This is a genomic window from Pseudomonas sp. MWU347 (assembly GCF_017947305.1).
GTDB lineage: Bacteria > Pseudomonadota > Gammaproteobacteria > Pseudomonadales > Pseudomonadaceae > Aquipseudomonas > Aquipseudomonas putida_A.
Window position 1 is genome coordinate 19,370 of sequence record NZ_JAFGZB010000015.1, and the last position, 22,165, is coordinate 41,534.

Below are 22,165 nucleotides of genomic sequence, written 5' to 3' on the forward strand. Positions count from 1 at the left end.
TCTTTCTCCAGCCCAATGGCTGCGCGAGGCGTTCCGATGAAAAAAGTGTTGTTGCTCAATGGTGGCAAGAAATTCGCCCACTCCGACGGTCGTTACAACGCCACCCTGCACGAAACCGCGCTGAGCGTGCTGGATCGCGGTGGTCTGGATGTCAAAACCACGTTCATCGACGAGGGCTACGACGTCGCCGGAGAAGTGGCCAAATTCCTCTGGGCCGATGTGATCATTTATCAGATGCCGGGCTGGTGGATGGGCGCGCCGTGGACGGTGAAAAAGTACATCGACGAAGTCTTCACCGAAGGCCACGGCAGCCTCTATGCCAGCGATGGTCGGACCCGTTCCGATGCGTCGCAGAAGTACGGCAGCGGCGGCCTGATTCAGGGCAAGCAATACATGCTGTCGCTGACCTGGAACGCACCGCAGCAGGCGTTTGATGACCCGAGCGATTTCTTTGAAGCAAAGGGTGTGGATGCGGTGTATTTCCCGTTCCACAAGGCCAATGAGTTCTTGGGCATGAGCGGGCTGCCGACGTTCCTCTGTGTGGACGTGATGAAGCGCCCGAACATCGAGAATGATGTGGCGCGGTATGAGCAGCATCTGAAACAGGTGTTTGCTCTCAAGGCGTGAAGTGATTTCATGTGGTTACGGTTGTAACTGTGGTGAGGGTTTTAAATGTGGTGAGGGGATTCATCCCCGATGGGTCGCGCAGCGGCCCCCCGATCTTGATCTCGAAAAGCGGGGCCTGCTGCGCAGTCCATCGGGGATAAATCCCCTCGCCACAGGGGTGTTCTCTCTCCACAATGGATTTTGTGCAGCCGATCAATAAGGAACACCCGTGAAAGCCAGATCCGATGAGTTGCAGATTTTCGTCTGCGTGATCGAATGCGGTTCGATTTCCGCCGCTGCCGAGCAGGTCGGCCAGACCCCCTCGGCGGTCAGCCGCACACTGTCGCGGCTGGAAGCCAAGCTCGACACCACGCTGATCAACCGCACCACGCGGCGCATGGACCTGACCGAGGAGGGCAAGTATTTCTTCGAGCAGGCCAAGCTGATTCTCGATCAGATGGACGCCCTCGAAGAGCGACTGTCCTCACGCCAGCAAACCCCGTCCGGACGCCTGCGAATCAACGCCGCGTCGCCGTTCATGCTGCACGCCATCGTGCCGTACATCGACGAATTCCGTGGCCTGTACCCGGACATCCAGCTCGAACTCAACAGCAATGACCTGATCATTGACCTGCTGGAACAAAGCACCGACGTCGCCATCCGCATCGGCACCCTTGCCGATTCGACCTTGCATGCGCGCTCGCTAGGTTGCAGCCCGTTGCTGATCGTCGCCAGTCCGGCGTATCTGGAAAAGCACGGCGCGCCGCAGCAGGTCGCCGACTTGAGTGACCACACCCTGCTCGGTTTCACCCACAACGAAGGCCTCAACCAGTGGCCTTTGCGCTACGTGCATGGCGACCGTTGGCCAATCACTCCGGCCATCAGCGCCTCCAGCGGCGAGACCGTGCGCCATCTGGCGCTGGAAGGCCAGGGCATTGCCTGCCTGTCGCACTTCATGACCATCGACGACATCCGCGCCGGGCGCCTCAAGGTGCTGCTGGCGGAATTCAACAGCGGTTATCGCCAGCCGATCAACGCGGTGTACTACCGGAACTCGCAACTGGCGCTGCGCATTCAGTGCTTCCTCGACTTCATCCAGAGCAAACTTGCGGCCTACGCCAGCGCCGATTTCAAGGGTTGATTCGTGATCCCTGCGCAACAGTGATTTGGGTGATCGCGGGTTTTTCCACCGGGGTTAGCGGTCGATACTCGCTGCATCACTTATTCACGCAGGGAGTTTCTCCATGAACGTATTCATCACCGGCGCTGCCGGATTCATCGGCGGTTCCATCGCCACCGGTCTGGTTCGGGCCGGCCACACCGTCACGGGTCTGGTGCGTAGCGCCGAACAGGCTGATGAGCTGATAGTACTGGGCATCACCCCGGTGATCGGCACCCTCGAAGACAGCACATTGCTGGCTGAACAGGCCCGCGCCGCCGATGCGGTGATCAACGCCGCCAGCAGCGACCATCGCGGCGCGGTCGAAGCGTTGCTCGATGCCCTGCGCGGTTCGAACAAAGTGTTCCTGCACACCAGCGGTTCGAGCATCGTCGGCGATGCCTCGGGCGGCAAGTCCAGCGACGTCATCTACTACGAAGACAACCTGCCGGAACCCACCGTCGACAAGGCTGCCCGTGTGGCCATCGACAACCTGATCCTCTCTGCCGCACAGGACGGCGTGAACTCGGCGGTGATCTGCAACACCCTGATCTACGGTCACAGCCTGGGCGTCAATCGCGACAGCGTGCAGTTGCCGCGTCTGCTCAAACAAGCGCGCAAAAGCGGCGTGGTGCGCCATGTCGGCACTGGCCAGAACATCTGGTCCAACGTGCACATCGAAGACGTCGTCGCCCTGTACCTGCTGGCGCTGACCAAAAACGTACCGGGTACCTTCTACTTCGTTGAAAGCGGTGAGGCCTCGTTCATCGACATGACCACTGCCATGGCTGAAGCGCTGAATCTCGGCGAACCACAAGACTGGCCACTGCAAGATGCCGAAGCCGAGTGGGGTTACGAAATGGCCAACTACGGCCTTGGCTCCAACAGCCGGGTACGCGGCAAACATGCTCGTGAACTGCTGGGCTGGGTACCGAAGCGTACGTCGGTGGTGGACTGGATTCGTAACGAGATGGTGTGAGCCCGCGCTACACCGTGTGAAGCCATTCGCGAGCAAGCTCGCTCCCACAGGTTGATGACCGCATTCTTGCTGAAGGAATGCAATCAAACTGTGGGAGCGGGCTTGCTCGCGAAAGCGGTGGATCAGTCGGCAGAGATCTTGAATGGGCAGCCGCCATCGCTGGCAAGCCAGCTCCCACAAGTTTTTGTGTTTGCCTGAGAACCATGTAAATCCCACCCCGCGATTTTCATTAATCGCGACAAGACATATCCAACAGCGACACGCCTTACCTCTCCACGAAAATTACTTTCATGGTGTTTGAAAACTCGATCTCGAAATGATTTATGAGTTTCACAACCCATTCGAACGTGACCCTTTCGAGGAGTACCGCATGACGCCTTCCTTCGGCTACTGGCTGCTGATGTATGCCGCCGTCGCCATCATCGCCTTGATCGTGCTGATCGCGCGTTACCGGCTCAATCCGTTCATTGTCATCACCCTGATTTCCATTGGTCTGGCGCTGGTGGCGGGGATGCCGCCGTCGGGCGTGGTGGGGGCGTATGAGGCCGGGGTGGGCAAGACGCTGGGGCATATTGCGCTGGTGGTGGCGCTGGGGACGATGCTTGGCAAGATGATGGCCGAGTCCGGCGGCGCGGAGCAGATGGCCCGCACCTTGATCGAAAAATTCGGCGAGAAGAACGCGCACTGGGCGATGGTTTGCATCGCGTTTCTGGTGGGGCTGCCGCTGTTCTTCGAAGTCGGTTTTGTGTTGCTGGTACCCATCGCCTTTACCGTGGCGCGGCGGGTGGGCGTGTCGATTCTGATGGTCGGCTTGCCGATGGTTGCCGGTCTGTCGGTGGTGCATGCGCTGGTGCCGCCGCACCCGGCGGCGATGCTCGCGGTGCAGGCGTATCAGGCCTCGGTCGGGCAGACCTTGCTGTATGCGATTGCCATCGGTATTCCCACCGCAATCATCGCCGGGCCGCTGTACGCCAAATTCATCGTGCCGCGCATTCAGCTGCCGGCGGATAACCCGCTGGAAAAACAATTTCTCGACCGCGAACCGCGCGACAAGCTGCCGGGTTTCGGCATCACCATGGCGACCATTCTGTTGCCGGTGGTGCTGATGCTGATCGGTGGCTGGGCCAACCTGATTTCCACGCCGGGCAGTGGTTTCAACCAGTTCCTGTTGTTCATCGGCAACTCGGTGATTGCGCTGTTGCTGGCGACCTTGCTGAGTTTCTGGACGCTGGGCATCGCCCAGGGTTTCAATCGTGAATCGATCCTCAAATTCACCAACGAGTGCCTGGCACCGACCGCCAGTATCACCTTGCTGGTCGGCGCCGGTGGCGGCCTGAACCGGATTCTGGTGGATGCCGGAGTCACCGATCAGATCGTCGGGCTGGCCCACGAATTTCACCTGTCGCCGCTGATCATGGGCTGGCTGTTCGCCGCGTTGATGCGGGTTGCCACCGGCTCGGCCACCGTCGCGATGACCACCGCGTCCGGCGTGGTCGCACCGGTGGCCATTGGTCTGGGTTATCCACACCCGGAATTGCTGGTGCTGGCGACCGGCGCCGGCTCGGTGATCTTTTCCCACGTCAACGACGGCGGCTTCTGGTTGATCAAGGAATACTTCAACATGACGGTCGCGCAGACGTTCAAGACCTGGACCGTGCTTGAGACCCTGATCTCGCTGGTCGCTTTCGCTCTGACCGTCGGCCTTTCTTATTTGCTGTAACCGGAGCCAGCCGCCATGGACATCCTTTATCAGATCCGCGCCCGTCAGGACTCCTTCAGCGCCGGCGAGGGCCGTATCGCCCGACTGATGCTCGACGATGTCGGTTTTGCCGCCTCTGCCAGCCTCGAAGAGCTGGCGCAACGGGCCGAAGTCAGCACCGCCACGTTGTCGCGTTTTGCCCGCACGGTGGGCTGTCGCGACCTGCGTGATCTGCGGCTGCAACTGGCTCAGGCCAGCGGCGTCGGCAGCCGTTTTCTCGACCCGGCGGGCACACCTGAACAGTCGGCGTTCTACGGCCAGATTGTCGGCGATATCGAAACCACGCTGCGCCAGCATCTGGCCGGGTTTGACGAATCGCGCTTCGCCGACGCGGTGAAAATGCTCGGCCAGGCGCGGATGATTCACGCGTTCGGCATGGGCGGCTGCTCGACCCTGTGCAGCGATGAATTGCAGGTACGCCTGGTGCGCCTCGGCTACCCGATTGCGGTGTGCCACGACGCGGTGATGATGCGCGTCACCGCTGCCAGCCTGAACGCCGAGCAAGTGCTGATCGTCTGCTCGCTGACCGGCATCACCCCGGAGCTTTTGGAAACTGTCGAGCTGGCGCGCAACTATGGCGCGCGCATTCTGGCCATCACCCGCGCCGACTCGCCGCTGGCCGAACTGGCCGACATCGTCCTGCCGCTGCAAGGCGCGGAAACCTCATTCATCTACAAACCGACGGCGGCGCGCTACGGCATGTTGCTCGCTATTGATGTGCTCGCCACCGAGCTGGCGCTGGCCAACCCTGAAGACAATCAAGAACGTCTGCGGCGGATCAAACTCGCCCTCGACGAATACCGTGGCGGCGACGATCACCTGCCGCTGGGAGACTGACATGCTGTACGACACGCTGATCCGCGACGCCACCGTCATCGATGGCAACAATACGCCCGGCTACCGTGCCGATGTGGCGATTCTCGACGGGCGCATCGAACGCATCGGCGACTTGCGCGATGCCAGTGCGACCGAAGAAATCGACGCCACCGGCCGCGTGCTCGCCCCGGGTTTCATCGACGTGCACACCCACGACGACACCGTGGTCATTCGCCAGCCGCAGATGCTGCCCAAGCTCAGCCAGGGCGTGACCACGGTGATTGTCGGCAACTGCGGGATCAGTGCTTCGCCGGTCAGTCTGAAAGGCGATCCGCCGGACCCGATGAACCTGCTCGGCAGCGCAGCGGCGTTCGTCTATCCACGTTTCAGCGATTACCGCGCCGCCGTCGAAGCGGCGAACACCACGTTAAACGTTGCCGCACTGGTCGGTCACACCGCACTGCGCAGCAATCACCTCGACGACCTGTTTCGCACTGCCACGCCAGACGAAATCGCCGCCATGCGTGAGCAACTGCGTGAAAGCCTTGAAGCCGGCGCGCTCGGTTTATCCACAGGCCTGGCCTACGCCAGCGCCTTTAACGCCTCCACCGACGAAGTGAAGCAACTGACCGAAGAACTGACCGCATTTGGCGCGGTGTACACCACCCACCTGCGCAGTGAGTTCGAGCCGGTGCTGGAGGCGATGGAGGAAGCGTTCAGCATCGGCCGTCACTCACAATCCCCGGTGATCATCTCCCACCTCAAATGCGCCGGTGTCGGTAATTGGGGGCGCAGTCCGCAGTTGCTCGCGGCGTTGGAGGAAGCAGCGAAAACCCAGCACGTAGGATGCGATTGCTATCCCTACGCGGCGAGTTCTTCGACGCTGGATCTGAAGCAGGTCACCGACGCCCACCGCATCACCATCACCTGGTCGACGCCGCATCCTGAAGTCAGCGGCCGCGACCTGATCGACATCGCCGCCGAATGGAACGTGCCACTGCACGACGCCGCCAAACGCCTGCAACCGGCGGGCGCGGTGTACTACGGCATGGACGAGGCGGACGTCCGAAAAATCCTCGCGCATCCGCTGTCGATGGTCGGTTCTGACGGACTGCCGGAAGACCCATTCCCGCATCCACGCCTGTGGGGCGCTTTCCCACGAGTGCTCGGCCATTTCAGTCGCGATCTCGGGCTGTTTCCGCTGCACACGGCGGTACACAAGATGACCGGCCTGTCGGCGGCGCGGTTTGGCTTGAAAGAGCGCGGCGAGATTCGCGAGGGGCACTGGGCGGATCTGGTGCTGTTTGATCCGGCGACCGTGCGCGATGTGGCGGATTTCACTGATCCGCAGCGGGCGGCACAGGGGATTGATGGGGTGTGGGTCAATGGTGTGTTGAGTTATCGCGATGGGCAGGCGAATGGTCGCCGGGAAGGGCGGTTTCTGGCGCGGGACGGGGATTTGCGCAACAACTTTCGCTGACGTTTCGCGGAGTGCGTCACAGTGGTGGCACATTGCAATTAAAGAAAGCCACCGCCAAGCCGAATTGCTGACATCCAGCCCGTCTACACTTTTGGGCCAACCAGTCAGGGAGCACCCCATGAGCTTCGGCAAAACCACCCCGATCCTGCGGATCTTCGATGAAGCCAAGGCGTTGGAATTTTACGTCGACTTCCTCGGCTTCAAGATCGACTGGCAGCATCGTTTCGAAGCGAACTTCCCGCTGTATCTGCAGGTGTCCCGTGGTGAGTGCGTGCTGCACCTGTCCGAGCATCATGGCGATGCGACGCCGGGTTCGGCGTTGCGTATCGAGACCGACGAACTGGAGGCTTTTCAGCAGCAGTTGCAAGCCAAGGATTACAAGTTCTCGCACCCACAGATTCAGGCGATGCCGTGGGGCAGTCAGGACATGACGATTGCTGATCCGTTTGGTAATCGGTTGGTGTTTACCAATGCGATCAGTGTTTGAGCTGAGAAGAGCCCCTCACCCTAACCCTCTCCCAGAGGGAGAGGGGACTGACCGAGGTGTCTTGCGCTGTACATCGACCTGAATGATCCGCTGCGATTGTGCATTCACAGCAGCATTTTCAGGTCGGTGTGTCTCGCGAGCATCCCTCGATCGGCCCCCTCTCCCTCCGGGAGAGGGTTGGGGTGAGGGAAAAAGATTCACGCCATACAAAAAAGCCCGCTGCCAAACCACTAAGGTTTTGCCGCGGGCTTTTTCGTTACTCGGTTGGCACTAACTGATCCAGCACCCGATTGACGGCGATTTCCGCCACCATCACCACCTGAGCGATGCCTTGCAGGGTCTTGCGGTGTGAGCCTTCAAGCAGGCCGGCGAAGTCGTTGAGCATCACGGTGGCCGAGCCCAGGGTTTCGCTGGCGTCGGCCAGCAACGGTTCGGTGCCGCTGGCCGGGTTGGCCATGTAGAGACGATTGGGCTGGTACGGGGTGGCCATGATCGCGGGCCTCGGTGGGCCGAGGTAGTGGTCGAGGGCGCGCTCGGCGGCTTCGTGGAATTTCCTTGATTCGGGGGATTCGTAGGGGGAGGCCGCGTCGGTGGGCGGCGGGTTGGGTGTAACTTTGAACATTTGCCAGATCCTCATTGAGGGCTGGCCACCGTTTCCCTACTAAAAGAAATGGAGGCAGCCGTGCGCAGGTTAGTAGACCGGGGATCTGGGAAACCGGCGCGCCCGAGGGCGCCCTGCGCACAGCCACCATAACGTTCAGGCAAAGACCTGACTGTCTGATGAGCGATACGCCCCAAAAACCTCGGGCTACTAAACCCGATCACTGGAAATCAGTGACGGACTCAAGTTACCGACGGCCTCCGGGGCGCACAAGCCGGCGGATTCTGGCTTAGCCGTAGGTAGCGGCGCAAGGAATTGTAGGCAGTAGGGCGTAACACTGAGTGTCTTTAAACAGGCGTGCTGGAAAGTGTTTATTGCACTACAGGAGCGGAGGATTTGTCTGTCGGATTGAGGTGAGGCGACTGGCGCCTTCGCGAGCAAGCCCGCTCCCACAGTGGATCTTCAGTGAATGCAGATTTTGTGTACGACACAAATCCCCTGTGGGAGCGGGCTTGCTCGCGAAGAGGCCAGTCCCGTCATCCCCGATGCATCTGCCGAAACTCCCCCGGTGGCATCCCGCGCCGGCTCTTGAACGTGCGATGAAACGACCTCGGCTCGGTAAACCCCAGATACTGCGCAATGTCTTGAATCGGCAACGTGCTGTTGAGCAAATAATGCTCCGCCAGCTCCTGACGCAAATCATCCAGAATCTGCTGATACGACGTCCCCGCCTGATGCAACTGGCGCTGCAACGTGCGCACCGACACCGCGAGCTGCTCGGCCACCTGTTCCTTGCGCGGCAAGCCTTCCTTGAGCAACTGGCGCAGGATGCTTTTGACCCGTTGTTCCAGCGACGCATCCTCCAGCGTCGCCATCAAGCCCATCGCGTGTTCTTCCAGCGTACGCAGCAATTGCGCATCGGCCTGGCGCAGCGGTAATTGCAGATACGCCAACGGCACGATCAGCGCTGAATAGGCCTGCTCGAACAGCACCGGGCAATCGAAAAAAGCTTCGTACTGCGCCTGGGTGGCGTCTGTCGGGCATGGATGTTCCAGCCACACAGCGGCGGGCGACATCTGTGTGTCGGCAATCCAGCGTGCATATTGCAGCCACGAGCCAAGGACGTTTTCCACCAGATGCCGGCGAATCCTGGGGCGTTGATAGCGGCAAGTCCAGATCAGGTGCACATGACCGTCCTGCACCTCAGCGCGGCTGACGCCCATGTCGCCCACCAGTTTTTCGAACGGCATGATCCGGCTCATGGCATCGCCCAGGGTCGCGCAGTTCATGGTGATGTAACCGAGCACGCTCCAGGAATTGGGCAGGACGAAATTGGCCGCGTTGAGACCAAACAGCGGATCGCCCGAGTGCTCGCAGAAATAATCGAGCAGGCGTTCATGGGTTTCGCCCGGCAGGCGCAGGCTGTTGTCGCTCAGTTGCTGCGCCTGCAATCCGGCTGCCGCCAACGCCGGCTCGATGGCCATGCCCAGTTGCTCGGCATGGCGCACGTATTTGAGCAGCGGCGGAACCGAGGTGAAGCCGAGCGATTGCATGATCCGAATCCCTTGATCAAGGCCTGCGTGAGCGAATGAATGCCTGAAAGGTAATTTGAAACCCCGACTAAAGTAAATGGCTGGCACTTGCGCGACGTTTGACTCAATTGGCTACTCGAACTGGCCGGATGCGACCGTGACACTTTTTGGCCGCTGACTAGTATGGAGGCCTGCCACATCACTGATCAGACTGCATAAGAAGGACACACGCATGCGACGCTGGAACGGCTGGGGAGAGGCAACAACGGTGGTCGAACTGCCGGCCCAGGGCGCGAGTTTTCTCCATGAACGACTGGGGGCCGGGCACGTATTGCCCGATGCCACGCTGGAGTCGGCATTGGCGCGGGTGCCGCTCTCGCGGCTGGCGGCGCACACCTTGTACAGCGTCGACGCCCATGACCGTCTGCTGCACGCCAGGGGCCAGAGCCTGCCGGACTGGCTGGCGCTGCGCGAAGGCGCGCTGGGCAACTATCCCGATGCGGTGGCGTTTCCCGAAACTGCCGAACAGATCCGCCAGTTGCTGGCGCTTGCCCATGAGCAGGACCTGTGCCTGATTCCCTACGGCGGCGGCACTTCGGTGGCCGGGCACATCAACCCGCCGGATTCGACGCGACCGGTGGTGACCGTGTCGCTGGCGCGGATGAATCGCCTGATCGACCTCGACGAGCAGAGCCAACTGGCGACGTTCGGCCCCGGCGCCAGTGGCCCGCAGGTGGAAAGTCAGCTGCGCGCTCGCGGCTATACGCTGGGGCATTTCCCGCAGTCGTGGGAGTTGTCGACGCTGGGCGGTTGGGTGGCCAGTCGCTCCAGCGGTCAGCAGTCGTTGCGCTACGGGCGCATCGAGCAATTGTTCGCTGGCGGCACCCTGGAAACTTTCGCCGGGCCGTTGGAAATTCCGACGTTCCCAGCCTCGGCGGCGGGGCCTGATCTGCGCGAAGTGGTGCTCGGTTGTGAGGGTCGTTTCGGAATCATTTCCGAGGTCAAAGTGCGGGTCAGTCCGCTGCCGGCCGATGAGCGTTTTTACGGAGTGTTCCTGCCCAGTTGGAGCAAGGCGCTGCAAGCGATTCGCCAATTGGCCCAGGCGCGGGTGCCGCTGTCGATGCTGCGCCTGTCGAACGCGGTGGAGACCGAAACCCAACTGGCGCTGTCTGGGCATCCGCAGCAAATCGCCTGGCTGGAAAAGTACCTGAGCCTGCGCGGTGCCGGTGAAGGCAAATGCCTGCTGACCTTCGGCGTGACCGGCAACCGTCGGCAAAACGCGCTGTCGCTGAGCCAGGCGCGCCAGCATCTGAAAGCCTTCGGTGGCGTGTTCACCGGCACCTTGCTCGGCAAGAAATGGGCGCAGAACCGCTTCCGTTTCCCCTACCTGCGCGAGAACCTGTGGAACGCCGGTTACGTGGTCGACACCCTGGAAACCGCCACCGACTGGAGCAACGTCGACCACCTGCTCAACCTGATCGAAAACAGCCTGCGCGATGCCTTGGCAGCGCAGGGCGAGCGGGTGCATGTGTTCACCCATCTGTCCCACGTTTACGGCGAAGGCTCGAGCATCTACACCACTTACGTGTTTCGCCCGGCGGCGGATTATCCGGCGACGCTGGCGCGCTGGCAGGCACTCAAGCACGCGGCCAGCCAGACCATCGTCGACAATCACGGCACCATCAGCCACCAGCATGGGGTCGGCAAGGATCACGCGCCGTACCTGCCGCGCGAAAAAGGCGCGCTGGCGATGGACGCTTTGCAGGCGCTGAGCAAGCACTTCGATCCGGCCGGGCGCCTCAACCCCGGCACGCTGTTGCAGGAGTGACGGTCATGCACCCGGACTGGAACGCCGCGTGGCGCCAGCAAACCTTGCCGACATTGGCCGACGTAAGCTGGGATCTGATCGTCATCGGCGGCGGCATCAGCGGTGCCGGCATCCTGCGCGAAGCGGCACGGCGTGGCTGGCGTTGTCTGCTGCTGGAACAACGGGATTTCGCCTGGGGCACCTCCAGCCGATCGTCGAAAATGGTTCATGGCGGTTTGCGTTACATCGCCAAGGGCCAGTGGCGCCTGACCCGCGATTCGGTGCGCGAGCGTCAGCGTCTGCTCGACGAAGCGCCGGGGCTGGTGGAGCCGATGAGTTTCATGATGCCGCACTATCGCGGTGGCTTTCCCGGGCCGCGTGTGTTCGGTGGCTTGTTGTCGGTGTACGACGCGTTGGCCGGACGCCGCAGCCATCGTTTTCATGACGCGCAGCAACTGCGTTTTCTGGCGCCGGGGGTGAAGGAAAATCACCTGCTCGGCGGCACCTGTTTTGTCGATGCGCTGACCGATGACGCACGGCTGGTGATGCGCGTGTTGCACGAAGCGCGGGCCGATGGCGCGGCGGTGTTCAACGGGGTGCGCGTCGAACATTTGCTGCGCGAAAACGGTCGGGTGTGTGGGGTGCAGATAGAGGACTGCGAAGCGGGTGGATCGCTGCAATTGCGTTGCGGCGTGCTGGCGGTGGCGACCGGGGCGTGGGCTGAGCGCCTGCGTTTGCCCGAGGCGCCACGACAGTTGCGGCCATTGCGCGGCAGCCATCTGCTGTTGCCGGGCTGGCGCTTGCCGGTGGCGCAGGCCTTCACGTTTCTGCATGCGCGCGACCGTCGGCCAGTGTTCGTTTTTCCGTGGGAAGGGGCGACGGTGGTTGGCACCACCGACCTCGATCATCGCGAGAATCTGGACCAGAGCGCGAGCATCAGCGCTGACGAACTCGACTATCTGCTGGCGGCCTGCACGCAACAATTTCCAGGTGCCGAAGTGACGGCGAGCGATGTGCTGTCGACCTGGTCCGGCGTACGTCCGGTGGTGGGCAGCGCGGCGGGTGAGCAGCAAGGCAAACCGTCGAATGAAACCCGTGAACATGTGCTGTGGCAGGAGCCGGGGTGCGTCACGTTGGCTGGCGGCAAACTGACGACGTTTCGCCCGCAAGCCATCGAAGTGCTCAAGGCCTGCGCTGACATGCTTGGCCGCGATTTCGAAGATCACGGCGCAGCGGTTTTTGCCGCTGTAGTGCCACTGCCGATCCCCGGACTCAGCCCGCAACAGTGGCGACGTCTGGCCGGACGCCACGGGCGTGACCTGCCGCGACTGGCGCAGTTGATCGCCGAGTTGGGTCACGAAACGGTCGGCAACACCGACACCTTGTGGGCAGAGCTGGCCTTTGCCTGCGAAGCGGAAATGGTGCTGCACCTCGATGATCTGTTGCTGCGCCGCACCCGTCTGGGCCTGTTGCTGGCGCGCGGTGGTGAAGAATATTTCGCTGCTATCCGCCAACTCTGCCAGCCAAGACTGGGCTGGGACGATGCACACTGGCAGCAAGAGCTGCAGCGTTACCGGGCGTTGTGGCAACGCCATCACGGTCTGCCGGATGCCACGCCTTGATGCCCCTTGAAGAGAGCGCCATGGATAACCACGCGAACAAGCGCTACCTGCTGGCGATCGACAACGGCACCCAGAGCGTGCGCGCATTGCTCTTCGATTTGCAGGGCAATCTGCTCGGTAAAGGCAAGGTCGAGTTGCAGGCGTACTACTCGACGCAACCGGGCTGGGCCGAACAGGACCCGGAATATTACTGGGCGAAACTCGGCGAAGCCTGTCAGCAGGTATGGGCGCAAACCGGGATTGATCGCTCGCAGATTGCCGGGGTGTCGCTGACCACTCAGCGCGGCACGGTGATAAACGTCGATGCTCAGGGCAAGCCGCTGCGCCCGGCCATTCTGTGGCTCGATCAGCGCCAGAGCGAAGTCGAGGGCGGGATCAAGGGGCCGTGGGGCTGGCTGTTCAAACTGGTCGGCGCGCAGGCCACCGTGGATTATTTTCGCGCTCAGGCCGAGGCCAACTGGATCGCCAGACACCAGCCTGAAGTATGGGCGGCGACCGACAAGTTTCTGCTGCTCTCGGGGTTTCTCACTCATCGTCTGTGCGGGCGCTTTGTCGACTCGGTGGGTTGCTGCGTCGGCTATTTGCCGTTCGACTTCAAACGCCTGAAATGGGCCGCGCCCAGTGACTGGAAATGGCAGGCGCTGGCGGTGCGTCCCGCGCAATTGCCGACCTTGCACAAACCCGGTGAAACCCTTGGCTACATCAGCGCCGAAGCTAGCCGTCACACCGGGATTCCGGAGGGCTTGCCGCTGATTGCTGCGGGCGCTGACAAGGCCTGCGAAGTGGTCGGCTCCGGCGTGGTCGATGCGAGCACGGTGTGCCTGTCCTACGGCACCACGGCGACGATCACCAGCACTCGCTCGCGCTACCTGGAAATTGTCCCGCTGATCCCGCCGTACCCCTCGGCGGTGCCGGATCAGTACAACTGCGAGGTGATGATTTATCGCGGTTACTGGATGGTCAGCTGGTTCAAAAACGAGTTCGGCCTGCGCGAGATGCAGCAGGCGCAAGAGCAGGGCATTGAACCCGAGCAACTGTTCGATGCGCTGGTCAACGCGGTGCCGCCGGGATCGATGGGGCTGATGCTGCAACCGTACTGGTCGCCAGGGATTCGTGAGCCGGGTGTCGAAGCCAAAGGCGCGATGATCGGCTTCGGCGACGTGCACACCCGCGCGCATATTTACCGGGCGATTCTGGAAGGGCTGGCGTATGCGTTGCGCCAAGGCCTGGAGAACATCGAGAAGCGCTCGAAGGTGTCGATCAAGCGCCTGCGAGTGGCCGGTGGCGGTTCGCAGAGTGATGCGGCGATGCAGCTGACGGCGAATATTTTTGGTCTGCCGGCGGAGCGTCCGCATGTGTACGAAGCGTCCGGGCTGGGCGCGGCGATCTGTTGTGCGGTGGGGTTGGGCTTGTATGCGGATTTCCCCACGGCGATCGCTGCGATGACGCGGGTGGGCGCGGTGTTCACACCGCAGCCCGAGGCGCAGCAGGTCTATGAGCGTTTGTACAACGAGGTGTACCTGCGCATGTATAGCCAGCTCAAGCCGTTGTATCAGAGCATCCGCAAAATCACCGGTTACCCCGCCTGACCAGACACCAGAAATCCCCTGTGGGAGCGGGCTTGCTCGCGAAGGCGGTGTGTCAGCTTGCACCTGTTTGACTGACCCACCGCCATCGCGAGCAGGCTCACTCCTACAGGGGGCGTGGTGATTCGCACATGGCGCTATCGGAGACTTTTTCTGGTGAGATCGGACAGTGTCAGCGCCGGGCGCGGTTGTTAGGCTCAACCCCCACAGCACATCCAATAAGAATTAAAAGCAATGAAGCTGACATTTCTCCTGTTGCTGCTTTGTGCAATGGCCCCGACGGCGTGGGGCTGGTCGAACCACACGGTGGGCAGCTATCTGGCGTTGCAGGAACTGCCGGCGCTGCGCGATGCGCCGCTGGTCGAGGTCGAGCCGCTGGAGCGTTTTCTCGCCGAGCAATATCCGGCCGTGGCCGCATTGCTGGAGCAACAGGAAAGCTTCGCCCGTGAACACTTCACCCAGTACCCGCCGCGCCCCGACAACCTGAAGCTGCTTGCGGTGCCGAGTGACAATCTGCGCCACGACTTTCTCACCGCGTTGCGGCTCAATCCGCGCATTCATCTGGCGATGGTCATTCAACCGCTGCCGGGTCAAGACCTGCCCGAGCGCGAACATCTCAGTGCCGATCAGGTGATGGTCGAACAGACGCTTTCGCCATGGAATCGTCAGCGTTTCATTTGCGTGGCGGACGGCGATAAAGTCGCGGCGCTGGCGGTACTGGCGAGCGCCGCCGACGAGCCGGATTACGGTCACGACATCAACCTGTTCAGCGATAACCCCGGCGAGGTCGGCGCGCTGTATGGCTTCGGCCCGCAGCCGTTTGGCGATGCGCGTTTTCAGTACAGCTCGCAGGCGCCGTTCCACATGGGATTCTTCCATGAAAGCCCGGTGGTGTATGCCGCTGCCGGATTTCTTCAGCGCAGTTGGCCGGATTGGCGCGCCTATCAGTACCTGGGGCTGGCGCGTTTGGCGTTCGCCAGTGGCCATCCTTACTGGGGCTACCGGTTCCTCGGATGGGGCGTGCACCACGTGCAGGACCTGACCCAGCCGTATCACGCCAAGCCGCTGCCCGGGGTCGAGCTGCCGAGTCTGTTGTTGCTGGAAGGCAAGGCGCTGGCCGGTTTTGCCGATGATAAAAAAGCCTCGATCGAACGCGTCGCCACCCGCCATATGGAAATCGAGAAGTACCAGTCGACCTGGCTGCGCCGCGTGCTGCGTACCGGTCAGGCGCATCCGATGCTCGCGGCCTACGCCGATGTCGCTCAAGACCAACACTATCCGCCGTACTCGGTGGACTACCTGCGCGACGTGGTCAGCGCCGAGTCGGTCGAGGACTCGACAGCGTTCGATGAAGCCATCGGTCAGTGGCTGGAGACGGCTCCGGTGACCAGCGATTTCAGCAGCGGCAATCAGTTGCAGCGCGAGACGTTCGAGCATCCGGCACTCAATCAGCAGCTGTTCAAACTGCTCGGCCATTTCGGCGCGCACAGCCGGACTTATGTCCGTGCGGGACTGGCACCGTAGCCATCGCGGCCACGCAAAAAACAATAAGAACAAGGAAGGAGGAACCCATGATCAACACTCGATTGCGCCTCACCGGCGTGGCACTTCCCGGTGTCGGCCTGGCAGGGCTGCTGCAACTCTGCGCGGTGGATGCGCTGCAGGCTGCGGAGTTCAGCGTGCTGGACAATCAAGTCACCGGCTCGATTGACACGACCCTTTCCTATGGGCGTTTGTGGCGGGTGCAGGGCCGCGACAAGAACAACGATGACGTCAACACCAACGACGGCAATCGCAACTTCGACACCGGATTGGTTTCCGAGGTGTACAAGATCACTTCGGAGCTGGAAGCCAACTACCAGAACTACGGGATGTTCCTGCGCGGCACGGCGTTCTACGACACCCAGTTGATGGACAAACGCAACGATTACTACCGCAACAACAACCCGTCGCAGCCGAGCCAGAGTTACCCGCAGGACGACCGCTTCACCAGCCAGACCCGCGACATCGCCGGCAGCCGGATCGAGATGCTCGACGCCTATGTCTACGGCAACTGGGACGTGGCGCAGATGCCGGTCACCGCGCGGGTCGGGCGTCAGGTGTTCAACTGGGGCGAGGGGATTTTCTATCGCGGCGGGATCAACACCACCAACCCGGTGGACGCGGCGAAATACCGTTTGCCCGGCGCCGAGGTCAAGGAAGTGCTGATGCCGGTGGAGGCCGTGAGCTTCAACATCGGCCTCAGCGATTCGCTGACCCTCGAGAGCTTCTACCAGACCAACTGGAAGGAAACCCGCATCGACCCGGTCGGCACGTTCTACTCGCAGACCGACCTGTTCGCCGATGGCGGCAACACCGGTTACAACAACTTCAGCGGCACTGCGCTCGACACCCCTGTGCCGGGCTTCGGCAACGTCATCGGCCTGTACAGCGCACTGGGCAACAATCCGTTGCTCGGCCCGGCGCTGAAAAGCACCGGCCTGTACGCCAACGGTGTGACCCCGGCCTACGGCAACACGCTGAAAGTGGCGTCGATCGGCAAGGACTACAACGCGCGCAACGATGGCCAGTTCGGCTTCGCCTTCCGCTACATCGCCGAAGAACTCAACAGCACCGAGTTCGGCCTGTACCTGGTCAACTACCACGCCAAGGAACCGACCATCGCCGCTGATCTCGGTGGCTACAAAGGCATCGACATGAATGCCCTGACCAACATGCTCTCCAGCGTCGCTGGCAGTCAGGCTGGGGCGCTGGCGAATGGTCTGGCGACAGCCGACGTGATGGGCAATATTCAGGCGCATCGGCGCTATGCCGAAGACATCCGCATGTACGGTTTCAGCTTCAATACCACTTTGGGCCAGGCCTCGGTGTTCGGCGAGATTGCCTACCGGCCGAACCTGCCGATCGGCATCGCCGCGACTAACGACTTGATCGGCGATCTGGCCAACGGTGCCGCTGTGGCGGTGACCGGTAAGGCGGTCAACGTTGGCGGGCAGATGGTCACCCTCGACAGCGAGATCAACAACGCCGAGCGCGTCGAGGCGTTCAACACCTCGCTGGGCAGCATCTACAACTTCGGCCCGACGCTGTCGTTCGACTCGATGTTCGGCATCTTCGAACTGGCCTCCGAACACCTGCGCGGCAGCAGTCTGCAATACACCGCCTACGACGGCAGCACGCGTTATTACGCCGGTACCGGCAACACCTCTTATGTCTCCGGCGGTGATCGTGATGATCAGGTCAACCGCAACTCCTACAGCTACACGGTGATGTTCAACGGCACCTGGAACGACGTGTACGCCGGGGTCAACGTCTCGCCTTACGTCGTCTACAAGGACGACTTCAAGGGCAACAGCTATCAAGCCGGCAACACCATCGACGGGCGTAAGGCCTACACCCTGGGGATCAAGGCCAACTACCAGAACAAGCTCGAAGCCGAGGTGCAATACACCAACTTCTGGGGCGGCGGACAGAACAACGGGATTCGCGACCGCGACAACGTCGGGTTCAATCTCAAGTATTTTCTTTGATATCCAGAACACAGGCGCACCCCCTTGTAGGAGTGAGCCTGCTCGCGATAGCGGATTTTCAGTCGCGGTAAATGTTGTCTGACACACCGCTATCGCGAGCAGGCTCACTCCTACAAGGGACTTGCGGTGATTCTCAGACCTCACTCCCATCTCGGAGATCGATCATGTTTTACGCATCACGATTCAGCAAAACCATGCTGGCGCTGGTTCTGGGCCTCACCGCCGGCAGCGCCCTCGCCGCCATCACCCCACAACAAGCCGAACAACTGAAAACCACCCTCACGCCTATGGGCGCCGAGCGCGCCGGCAACGCCGCCGGCACCATTCCCGCCTGGACCGGCGGCATCACCCAGGCGCCCGCCGGCTACAAACCGGGCCAACATCACCCGGATCCATATGCGGCGGACAAGCCGTTGTTCACCATTACCAAGGCCAATCTCGACCAGTACAAGGCCCACCTCAGCCCCGGTCAGATTGCGCTGTTCAACAGCTACCCGGACACGTTCCAGATGCCGGTCTACCCGTCGCGTCGCTCGGGTTCGGCGCCGCAGTGGCTGTATGACAACACCCTGAAGAACGCGACCTCGGCCAAGCTGCTGGAGGGCGGCAGCGGATTCGCCGATGCCTACGGCGGCGTACCGTTCCCGGTGCCCAAGGACGGCATCGAAGTGCTGTGGAACCACATCACCCGTTATCGCGGAATCTACGTGGTACGTCGCGCGTCCGAAGCCCCGGTGCAGCGCAACGGCAGCTTTGCGCTGGTGACCTCGCAGCAGGAAGCGCTGTTCAACTTCTACCGTCCGGGCGGGCAGTACGCCGACCTGAAAAACATCCTGTTCTACTACCTCGCCTTCGTGAAAAGTCCGGCGCGGCTGGCCGGCGGTGCGGCGCTGGTGCACGAGATGCTCGATCAGCTCAAGGACCCGCGTCAGGCCTGGGTCTACGATGCCGGCCAACGCCGTGTGCGCCGCGCGCCGAACCTGGCATATGACACGCCGATCGCCTCATCCGATGGCCTGCGCACGGCGGACGATACCGACCTGTTCAACGGCTCGCCGGACCGCTACGACTGGAAGCTCAAGGGCAAGCAGGAAATCTACATTCCCTACAACAACTACAAGGTCGGCAGCCCCGACGTGAAGTATGCCCAACTGCTGACCCCCGGCCACCTCAACCCGCAATTCACCCGCTACGAACTGCACCGCGTGTGGGTGGTTGAAGGCAACCTGAAACCGGGCGCGCGGCATATCTATTCCAAGCGCGTGCTGTTCCTCGACGAGGACAGCTGGGGCGCGGCGCTGGTTGATCAATACGATGGGCGAGGGGAGTTGTGGCGGGTGTCGATGGCCTACCTGAAAAACTTCTACGACCTGCCGACCACCTGGAGCGCACTGGACGTGTTCCACGACCTGCAGGCCCGCCGTTACTACGTGCAGAACCTCGATAACGAAGAAGCCTCCACCGTGGACTTCTCGCAACCGGTGCCGGAAGACGCGTATTTCATGCCCTCGGCGTTGCGCCAGCGCGGGACACGCTAGAGTCAGGCAACACGCGCACCGGCCTGCTGATCCAACGCAACCCCTGTAGGAGCTGCCGCAGGCTGCGATCTTTTGACTTTGATTTTAAAAACAAGATCAAAAGATCGCAGCCTGCGGCAGCTCCTACAAAGGCTCGATCAAATGGCGTTACAACCTGAAAACGAAGATTCGTAAATCGAGTGGTAGTCTCGCTGCTTCGATGGCTGTATCGCTGGAGTACATTGTGGCGAGTTTGACTATCAGCAATCTTGACCTTCAGCTCTATGAAGAACTGCAGTTAGCGGCAGATATTAATAATCGTTCGATTGAAGAGCACGCGCGTGTGATGTTGCAGAAAGCGCTCGAGCAGAATCAATCTGCCGCTGGCTTGGGGACTCGAATTCATAGACGATTTAATAATGTCGGTGACGTTGAATTGGATGTGCCTTCACGCTGAAGCCAGTATTTTCTCGGCATCGCCAATTTTCAGTGGCAGTAAATCTGACGCAATCGCGGGCAAGCCCGCTCCCACAGGTTTTTCGGTCGTTCACATATTCCGTGTTCGACTCGTTTCCTGTGGGAGCGGGCTTGCCCGCGATTGGATTTACCCTTTGGCGCTGACTGAAGATCAGACGCGGAAGTGGCTGACCATCTGCTGCAACTGACCGCCCAGGCGCGCCAGTTCAACGCTGGACGCGGCGGTTTCATCACTGGCCGCGGCGGTCTGTTCCGACACGTCGCGCACGTTGATGATGCTGCGGCTGATTTCTTCGGCCACGGCGCTTTGCTGTTCGGCCGCGGCGGCGATCTGCTGGTTCATCGACTGGATGTTCGACACCGTGCGGGTGATGTTTTCCAGGGAGTCGCCAGCCTTGCGGGTCAGGGCCACGCTGCTGTCGGTCAGGGCGCGGCTGTTGTTCATCACCGCCGCCACTTGCTGGGTGCCATTCTGCAGACCGGCGACCAGACCTTCGATTTCTTCGGTGGATTTCTGCGTGCGCTGGGCCAGACCACGGACTTCGTCGGCGACCACGGCAAACCCGCGACCGGCTTCACCGGCACGCGCCGCTTCGATCGCGGCGTTGAGCGCGAGCAGGTTGGTCTGTTCGGCCACGGCTTTGATCACGTCCATGACGCTGCCGATCTTGTCGCTTTCCTGTTGCAGCACGCTCATGGCTTCGGTGGAACGCACCACTTCGCTGGCCAGACGTTCGATCTGCGCGATGGCTTCGTTGACCACTTTGTCGCCTTCACGGGCTTCGCCGTCAGCGGCGGCTGCGGCTTGCGATGCTTCCTCGGCGTTGCGCGCGACTTCCTGCACGGTGGCGGTCATCTCGTGCATGGCGGTGGCCACCTGGTCGGTCTCGACCTTCTGGCTGTTGACACCGGCGCTGGTCTGCTCGGTCACGGCCGAGAGTTCTTCGGCGGCGCTGGCGATCTGGGTGACGCCGTCGCGGATGCCGCTGATCAGGTCGCGCAGGGTCACGCCCATGCGCGCGATGCCCTGTTGCAGCACGCCGAGTTCATCGCGGCGGGTGACCGTGACGTTCTGGGTCAGGTCGCCGCTGGCAATGCGCTCGACCACGGCCAAGGTTTCTTGCAGCGGACGGGTGATCTGACGGGTGATGATCACTGCGGCAATCACACCGACGAACAGCGCCAGCAGGGTGCTGATCAGCTGGAAGGTACGGGCCTGGGCGCTTTCGATGTCACGGCGGTCGAGCTGGATCTGGTACAGCTGCTCGCTGGTGTTGACGATCGCGGTGCCCTGATCGGTCATCTCTTTACGCGCCTGCACCGCTTCGCTGTTGGCGTTCTTGTACGCCTGCAACGCGCTGCGGTAGTTGGTCAAAGCGGTTTCCAGCTGACGCAGGGCGTCTTGCTGGGTGGCGGCGAAATGCACGTTCAGCTGCTTGAGGCTGGCGATCGCCGCGTCCAGTTGGCCGACGGCTTTCTGCTCGGTTTCGGCGTTGGTGGTGGCGGTGTAGCCGCGCACTTCATAGCGCGCGAGGATGAAGGCTTCCTTGGCCTGGGTGATGGCCTGGAACTGCTCGAAGCGCTGCTCGCTCATGTCCATTTGCTGCACGCGCTTGCTGATCGTTTCGATCAGGTTGTAAGCGGTGTCGGCGTTAGTGCCCATCACGTCGCGGGCGCTGTTGCCGGTGCGGTAGGCGTTGCGCATCTTGTTCAGCGAGGTCTGGTATTCGGCGATAGTCGCGGCCTGCTCTTTCAGCAGTTTGACGTTTTCCGGGCTCTTGAACTTGTTGATCAGCGCCTGTTGTTGCGCGGCGAAGCTTTCGAGGGTGGTTTGTACATTCTGCGCGGCGGTTTCGTCGCCGTTGGTCAGCATGTATTGCAGGCGCACCACGCGCAGCTTGGTCAGACCGGCATTGAGCTGGGTGATGTCGCTCATCCAGTTGCTGCGGTCAATCAGGCCGCCGAGGCTGGTCCAGCCCGTCAGGGCCAGCACGCAGGTCAGGGCCAGGACCAGGCCGAAGCCCAGGCCCAATTTCATGTTCACGCTGATGTTGCCGAACCAGCTATTCATCACAATTCCTCCAGGAACGTAGAGCTACTTGATCGTCGGTCAGGCTGGAAGATTGTTGTTTTTTTGAGCCAGCAAGGGTGTTAGCAGGTCTGTATCGGCCGCAAACACGAGAGCTGAAAGGTTTTTGTCCTACGGA

17 protein-coding genes are annotated in these 22,165 nt (G+C 61.4%); 14 read left to right on the forward strand and 3 right to left on the reverse strand.

The window, feature by feature from the left end; all coding sequences use genetic code 11:
- Positions 1-36: 36 nt before the first annotated feature.
- From KCG87_RS25405 to KCG87_RS25435, 7 genes are all read left to right on the forward strand, one after another.
- Positions 37-627: an NAD(P)H-dependent oxidoreductase gene (locus KCG87_RS25405; RefSeq protein ID WP_134785387.1), complete on the forward strand. Its 591-nt coding sequence runs from the start codon at positions 37-39 to the stop codon at positions 625-627.
- 208 nt (positions 628-835) lie between these two features.
- Positions 836-1,747: a LysR family transcriptional regulator gene (locus KCG87_RS25410; protein ID WP_135294911.1), complete on the forward strand. Its 912-nt coding sequence runs from the start codon at positions 836-838 to the stop codon at positions 1,745-1,747.
- A gap of 103 nt (positions 1,748-1,850) precedes the next feature.
- A complete protein-coding gene (locus KCG87_RS25415; RefSeq protein WP_135294912.1) occupies positions 1,851-2,744 on the forward strand; it encodes an NAD-dependent epimerase/dehydratase family protein in 894 nt (297 codons plus the stop codon).
- A gap of 370 nt (positions 2,745-3,114) precedes the next feature.
- Complete coding sequence (locus tag KCG87_RS25420; protein WP_047291229.1) at positions 3,115-4,464, forward strand: GntP family permease; 1,350 nt, start codon at positions 3,115-3,117, stop codon at positions 4,462-4,464.
- 15 nt (positions 4,465-4,479) lie between these two features.
- Positions 4,480-5,340 carry a MurR/RpiR family transcriptional regulator gene (locus tag KCG87_RS25425; RefSeq protein ID WP_115987650.1) on the forward strand — a complete coding sequence of 287 codons (861 nt, stop codon included), beginning with the start codon at positions 4,480-4,482 and terminating at the stop codon, positions 5,338-5,340.
- A 1-nt stretch (position 5,341) separates the two neighbouring features.
- On the forward strand, positions 5,342-6,799 hold the full coding sequence (locus tag KCG87_RS25430) for a D-aminoacylase (protein WP_210559103.1): 1,458 nt from the start codon (positions 5,342-5,344) through the stop codon (positions 6,797-6,799).
- Between the two features lie 118 nt (positions 6,800-6,917).
- On the forward strand, positions 6,918-7,286 hold the full coding sequence (locus KCG87_RS25435) for a glyoxalase superfamily protein (protein ID WP_041066674.1): 369 nt from the start codon (positions 6,918-6,920) through the stop codon (positions 7,284-7,286).
- 256 nt (positions 7,287-7,542) lie between these two features.
- On the opposite strand, the gene KCG87_RS25440 is transcribed toward KCG87_RS25435, so the two are convergent.
- Positions 7,543-7,908 (reverse strand): hypothetical protein, encoded by a 366-nt coding sequence (locus tag KCG87_RS25440; protein WP_098967109.1) that lies wholly within the window; start codon positions 7,906-7,908, stop codon positions 7,543-7,545.
- Between the two features lie 515 nt (positions 7,909-8,423).
- Complete coding sequence (locus KCG87_RS25445; protein ID WP_210559104.1) at positions 8,424-9,440, reverse strand: AraC family transcriptional regulator; 1,017 nt, start codon at positions 9,438-9,440, stop codon at positions 8,424-8,426.
- Positions 9,441-9,651: 211 nt separating this feature from the next.
- On the opposite strand from KCG87_RS25445, the gene KCG87_RS25450 reads away from it, so the two are divergent.
- The 7 genes from KCG87_RS25450 to KCG87_RS25480 all read left to right on the forward strand — a co-directional run bounded on the left by KCG87_RS25450 (position 9,652) and on the right by KCG87_RS25480 (position 19,938).
- A complete protein-coding gene (locus tag KCG87_RS25450; protein ID WP_210559105.1) occupies positions 9,652-11,247 on the forward strand; it encodes an FAD-binding oxidoreductase in 1,596 nt (531 codons plus the stop codon).
- A 5-nt stretch (positions 11,248-11,252) separates the two neighbouring features.
- On the forward strand, positions 11,253-12,848 hold the full coding sequence (locus tag KCG87_RS25455) for a glycerol-3-phosphate dehydrogenase/oxidase (protein ID WP_098967114.1): 1,596 nt from the start codon (positions 11,253-11,255) through the stop codon (positions 12,846-12,848).
- Between the two features lie 20 nt (positions 12,849-12,868).
- Positions 12,869-14,437: an FGGY-family carbohydrate kinase gene (locus KCG87_RS25460; RefSeq protein WP_098967115.1), complete on the forward strand. Its 1,569-nt coding sequence runs from the start codon at positions 12,869-12,871 to the stop codon at positions 14,435-14,437.
- A 231-nt stretch (positions 14,438-14,668) separates the two neighbouring features.
- Complete coding sequence (locus KCG87_RS25465) at positions 14,669-15,958, forward strand: phospholipase (protein WP_210559106.1); 1,290 nt, start codon at positions 14,669-14,671, stop codon at positions 15,956-15,958.
- A gap of 47 nt (positions 15,959-16,005) precedes the next feature.
- Positions 16,006-17,964, forward strand: a complete 1,959-nt coding sequence (locus tag KCG87_RS25470; RefSeq protein ID WP_210559107.1) for a DUF1302 domain-containing protein — start codon at positions 16,006-16,008, stop codon at positions 17,962-17,964.
- Between the two features lie 164 nt (positions 17,965-18,128).
- Positions 18,129-19,502, forward strand: a complete 1,374-nt coding sequence (locus tag KCG87_RS25475) for a DUF1329 domain-containing protein (protein ID WP_098967121.1) — start codon at positions 18,129-18,131, stop codon at positions 19,500-19,502.
- Between the two features lie 199 nt (positions 19,503-19,701).
- On the forward strand, positions 19,702-19,938 hold the full coding sequence (locus tag KCG87_RS25480; RefSeq protein ID WP_217436894.1) for a plasmid stabilization protein: 237 nt from the start codon (positions 19,702-19,704) through the stop codon (positions 19,936-19,938).
- A 171-nt stretch (positions 19,939-20,109) separates the two neighbouring features.
- Here KCG87_RS25480 and KCG87_RS25485 read toward each other — a convergent pair whose 3' ends face one another.
- Positions 20,110-22,029 (reverse strand): methyl-accepting chemotaxis protein, encoded by a 1,920-nt coding sequence (locus KCG87_RS25485; protein WP_210559108.1) that lies wholly within the window; start codon positions 22,027-22,029, stop codon positions 20,110-20,112.
- Between the last annotated feature and the right edge of the window lie 136 nt (positions 22,030-22,165).

Bases quoted from the DNA above. Each gene is read 5' to 3' on its own strand.
- KCG87_RS25405 (WP_134785387.1), top strand. From the start codon at position 37: ATGAAAAAAGTGTTGTTGCTCAATGGTGGCAAGAAATTCGCCCACTCC.
- KCG87_RS25415 (WP_135294912.1), top strand. From the start codon at position 1,851: ATGAACGTATTCATCACCGGCGCTGCCGGATTCATCGGCGGTTCCATC.
- KCG87_RS25420 (WP_047291229.1), top strand. From the start codon at position 3,115: ATGACGCCTTCCTTCGGCTACTGGCTGCTGATGTATGCCGCCGTCGCC.
- KCG87_RS25425 (WP_115987650.1), top strand. From the start codon at position 4,480: ATGGACATCCTTTATCAGATCCGCGCCCGTCAGGACTCCTTCAGCGCC.
- KCG87_RS25430 (WP_210559103.1), top strand. From the start codon at position 5,342: ATGCTGTACGACACGCTGATCCGCGACGCCACCGTCATCGATGGCAAC.
- KCG87_RS25435 (WP_041066674.1), top strand. From the start codon at position 6,918: ATGAGCTTCGGCAAAACCACCCCGATCCTGCGGATCTTCGATGAAGCC.
- KCG87_RS25440 (WP_098967109.1), bottom strand. From the start codon at position 7,908: ATGTTCAAAGTTACACCCAACCCGCCGCCCACCGACGCGGCCTCCCCC.
- KCG87_RS25445 (WP_210559104.1), bottom strand. From the start codon at position 9,440: ATGCAATCGCTCGGCTTCACCTCGGTTCCGCCGCTGCTCAAATACGTG.
- KCG87_RS25450 (WP_210559105.1), top strand. From the start codon at position 9,652: ATGCGACGCTGGAACGGCTGGGGAGAGGCAACAACGGTGGTCGAACTG.
- KCG87_RS25455 (WP_098967114.1), top strand. From the start codon at position 11,253: ATGCACCCGGACTGGAACGCCGCGTGGCGCCAGCAAACCTTGCCGACA.
- KCG87_RS25460 (WP_098967115.1), top strand. From the start codon at position 12,869: ATGGATAACCACGCGAACAAGCGCTACCTGCTGGCGATCGACAACGGC.
- KCG87_RS25465 (WP_210559106.1), top strand. From the start codon at position 14,669: ATGAAGCTGACATTTCTCCTGTTGCTGCTTTGTGCAATGGCCCCGACG.
- KCG87_RS25470 (WP_210559107.1), top strand. From the start codon at position 16,006: ATGATCAACACTCGATTGCGCCTCACCGGCGTGGCACTTCCCGGTGTC.
- KCG87_RS25475 (WP_098967121.1), top strand. From the start codon at position 18,129: ATGTTTTACGCATCACGATTCAGCAAAACCATGCTGGCGCTGGTTCTG.
- KCG87_RS25480 (WP_217436894.1), top strand. From the start codon at position 19,702: ATGGCTGTATCGCTGGAGTACATTGTGGCGAGTTTGACTATCAGCAAT.
- KCG87_RS25485 (WP_210559108.1), bottom strand. From the start codon at position 22,029: ATGAATAGCTGGTTCGGCAACATCAGCGTGAACATGAAATTGGGCCTG.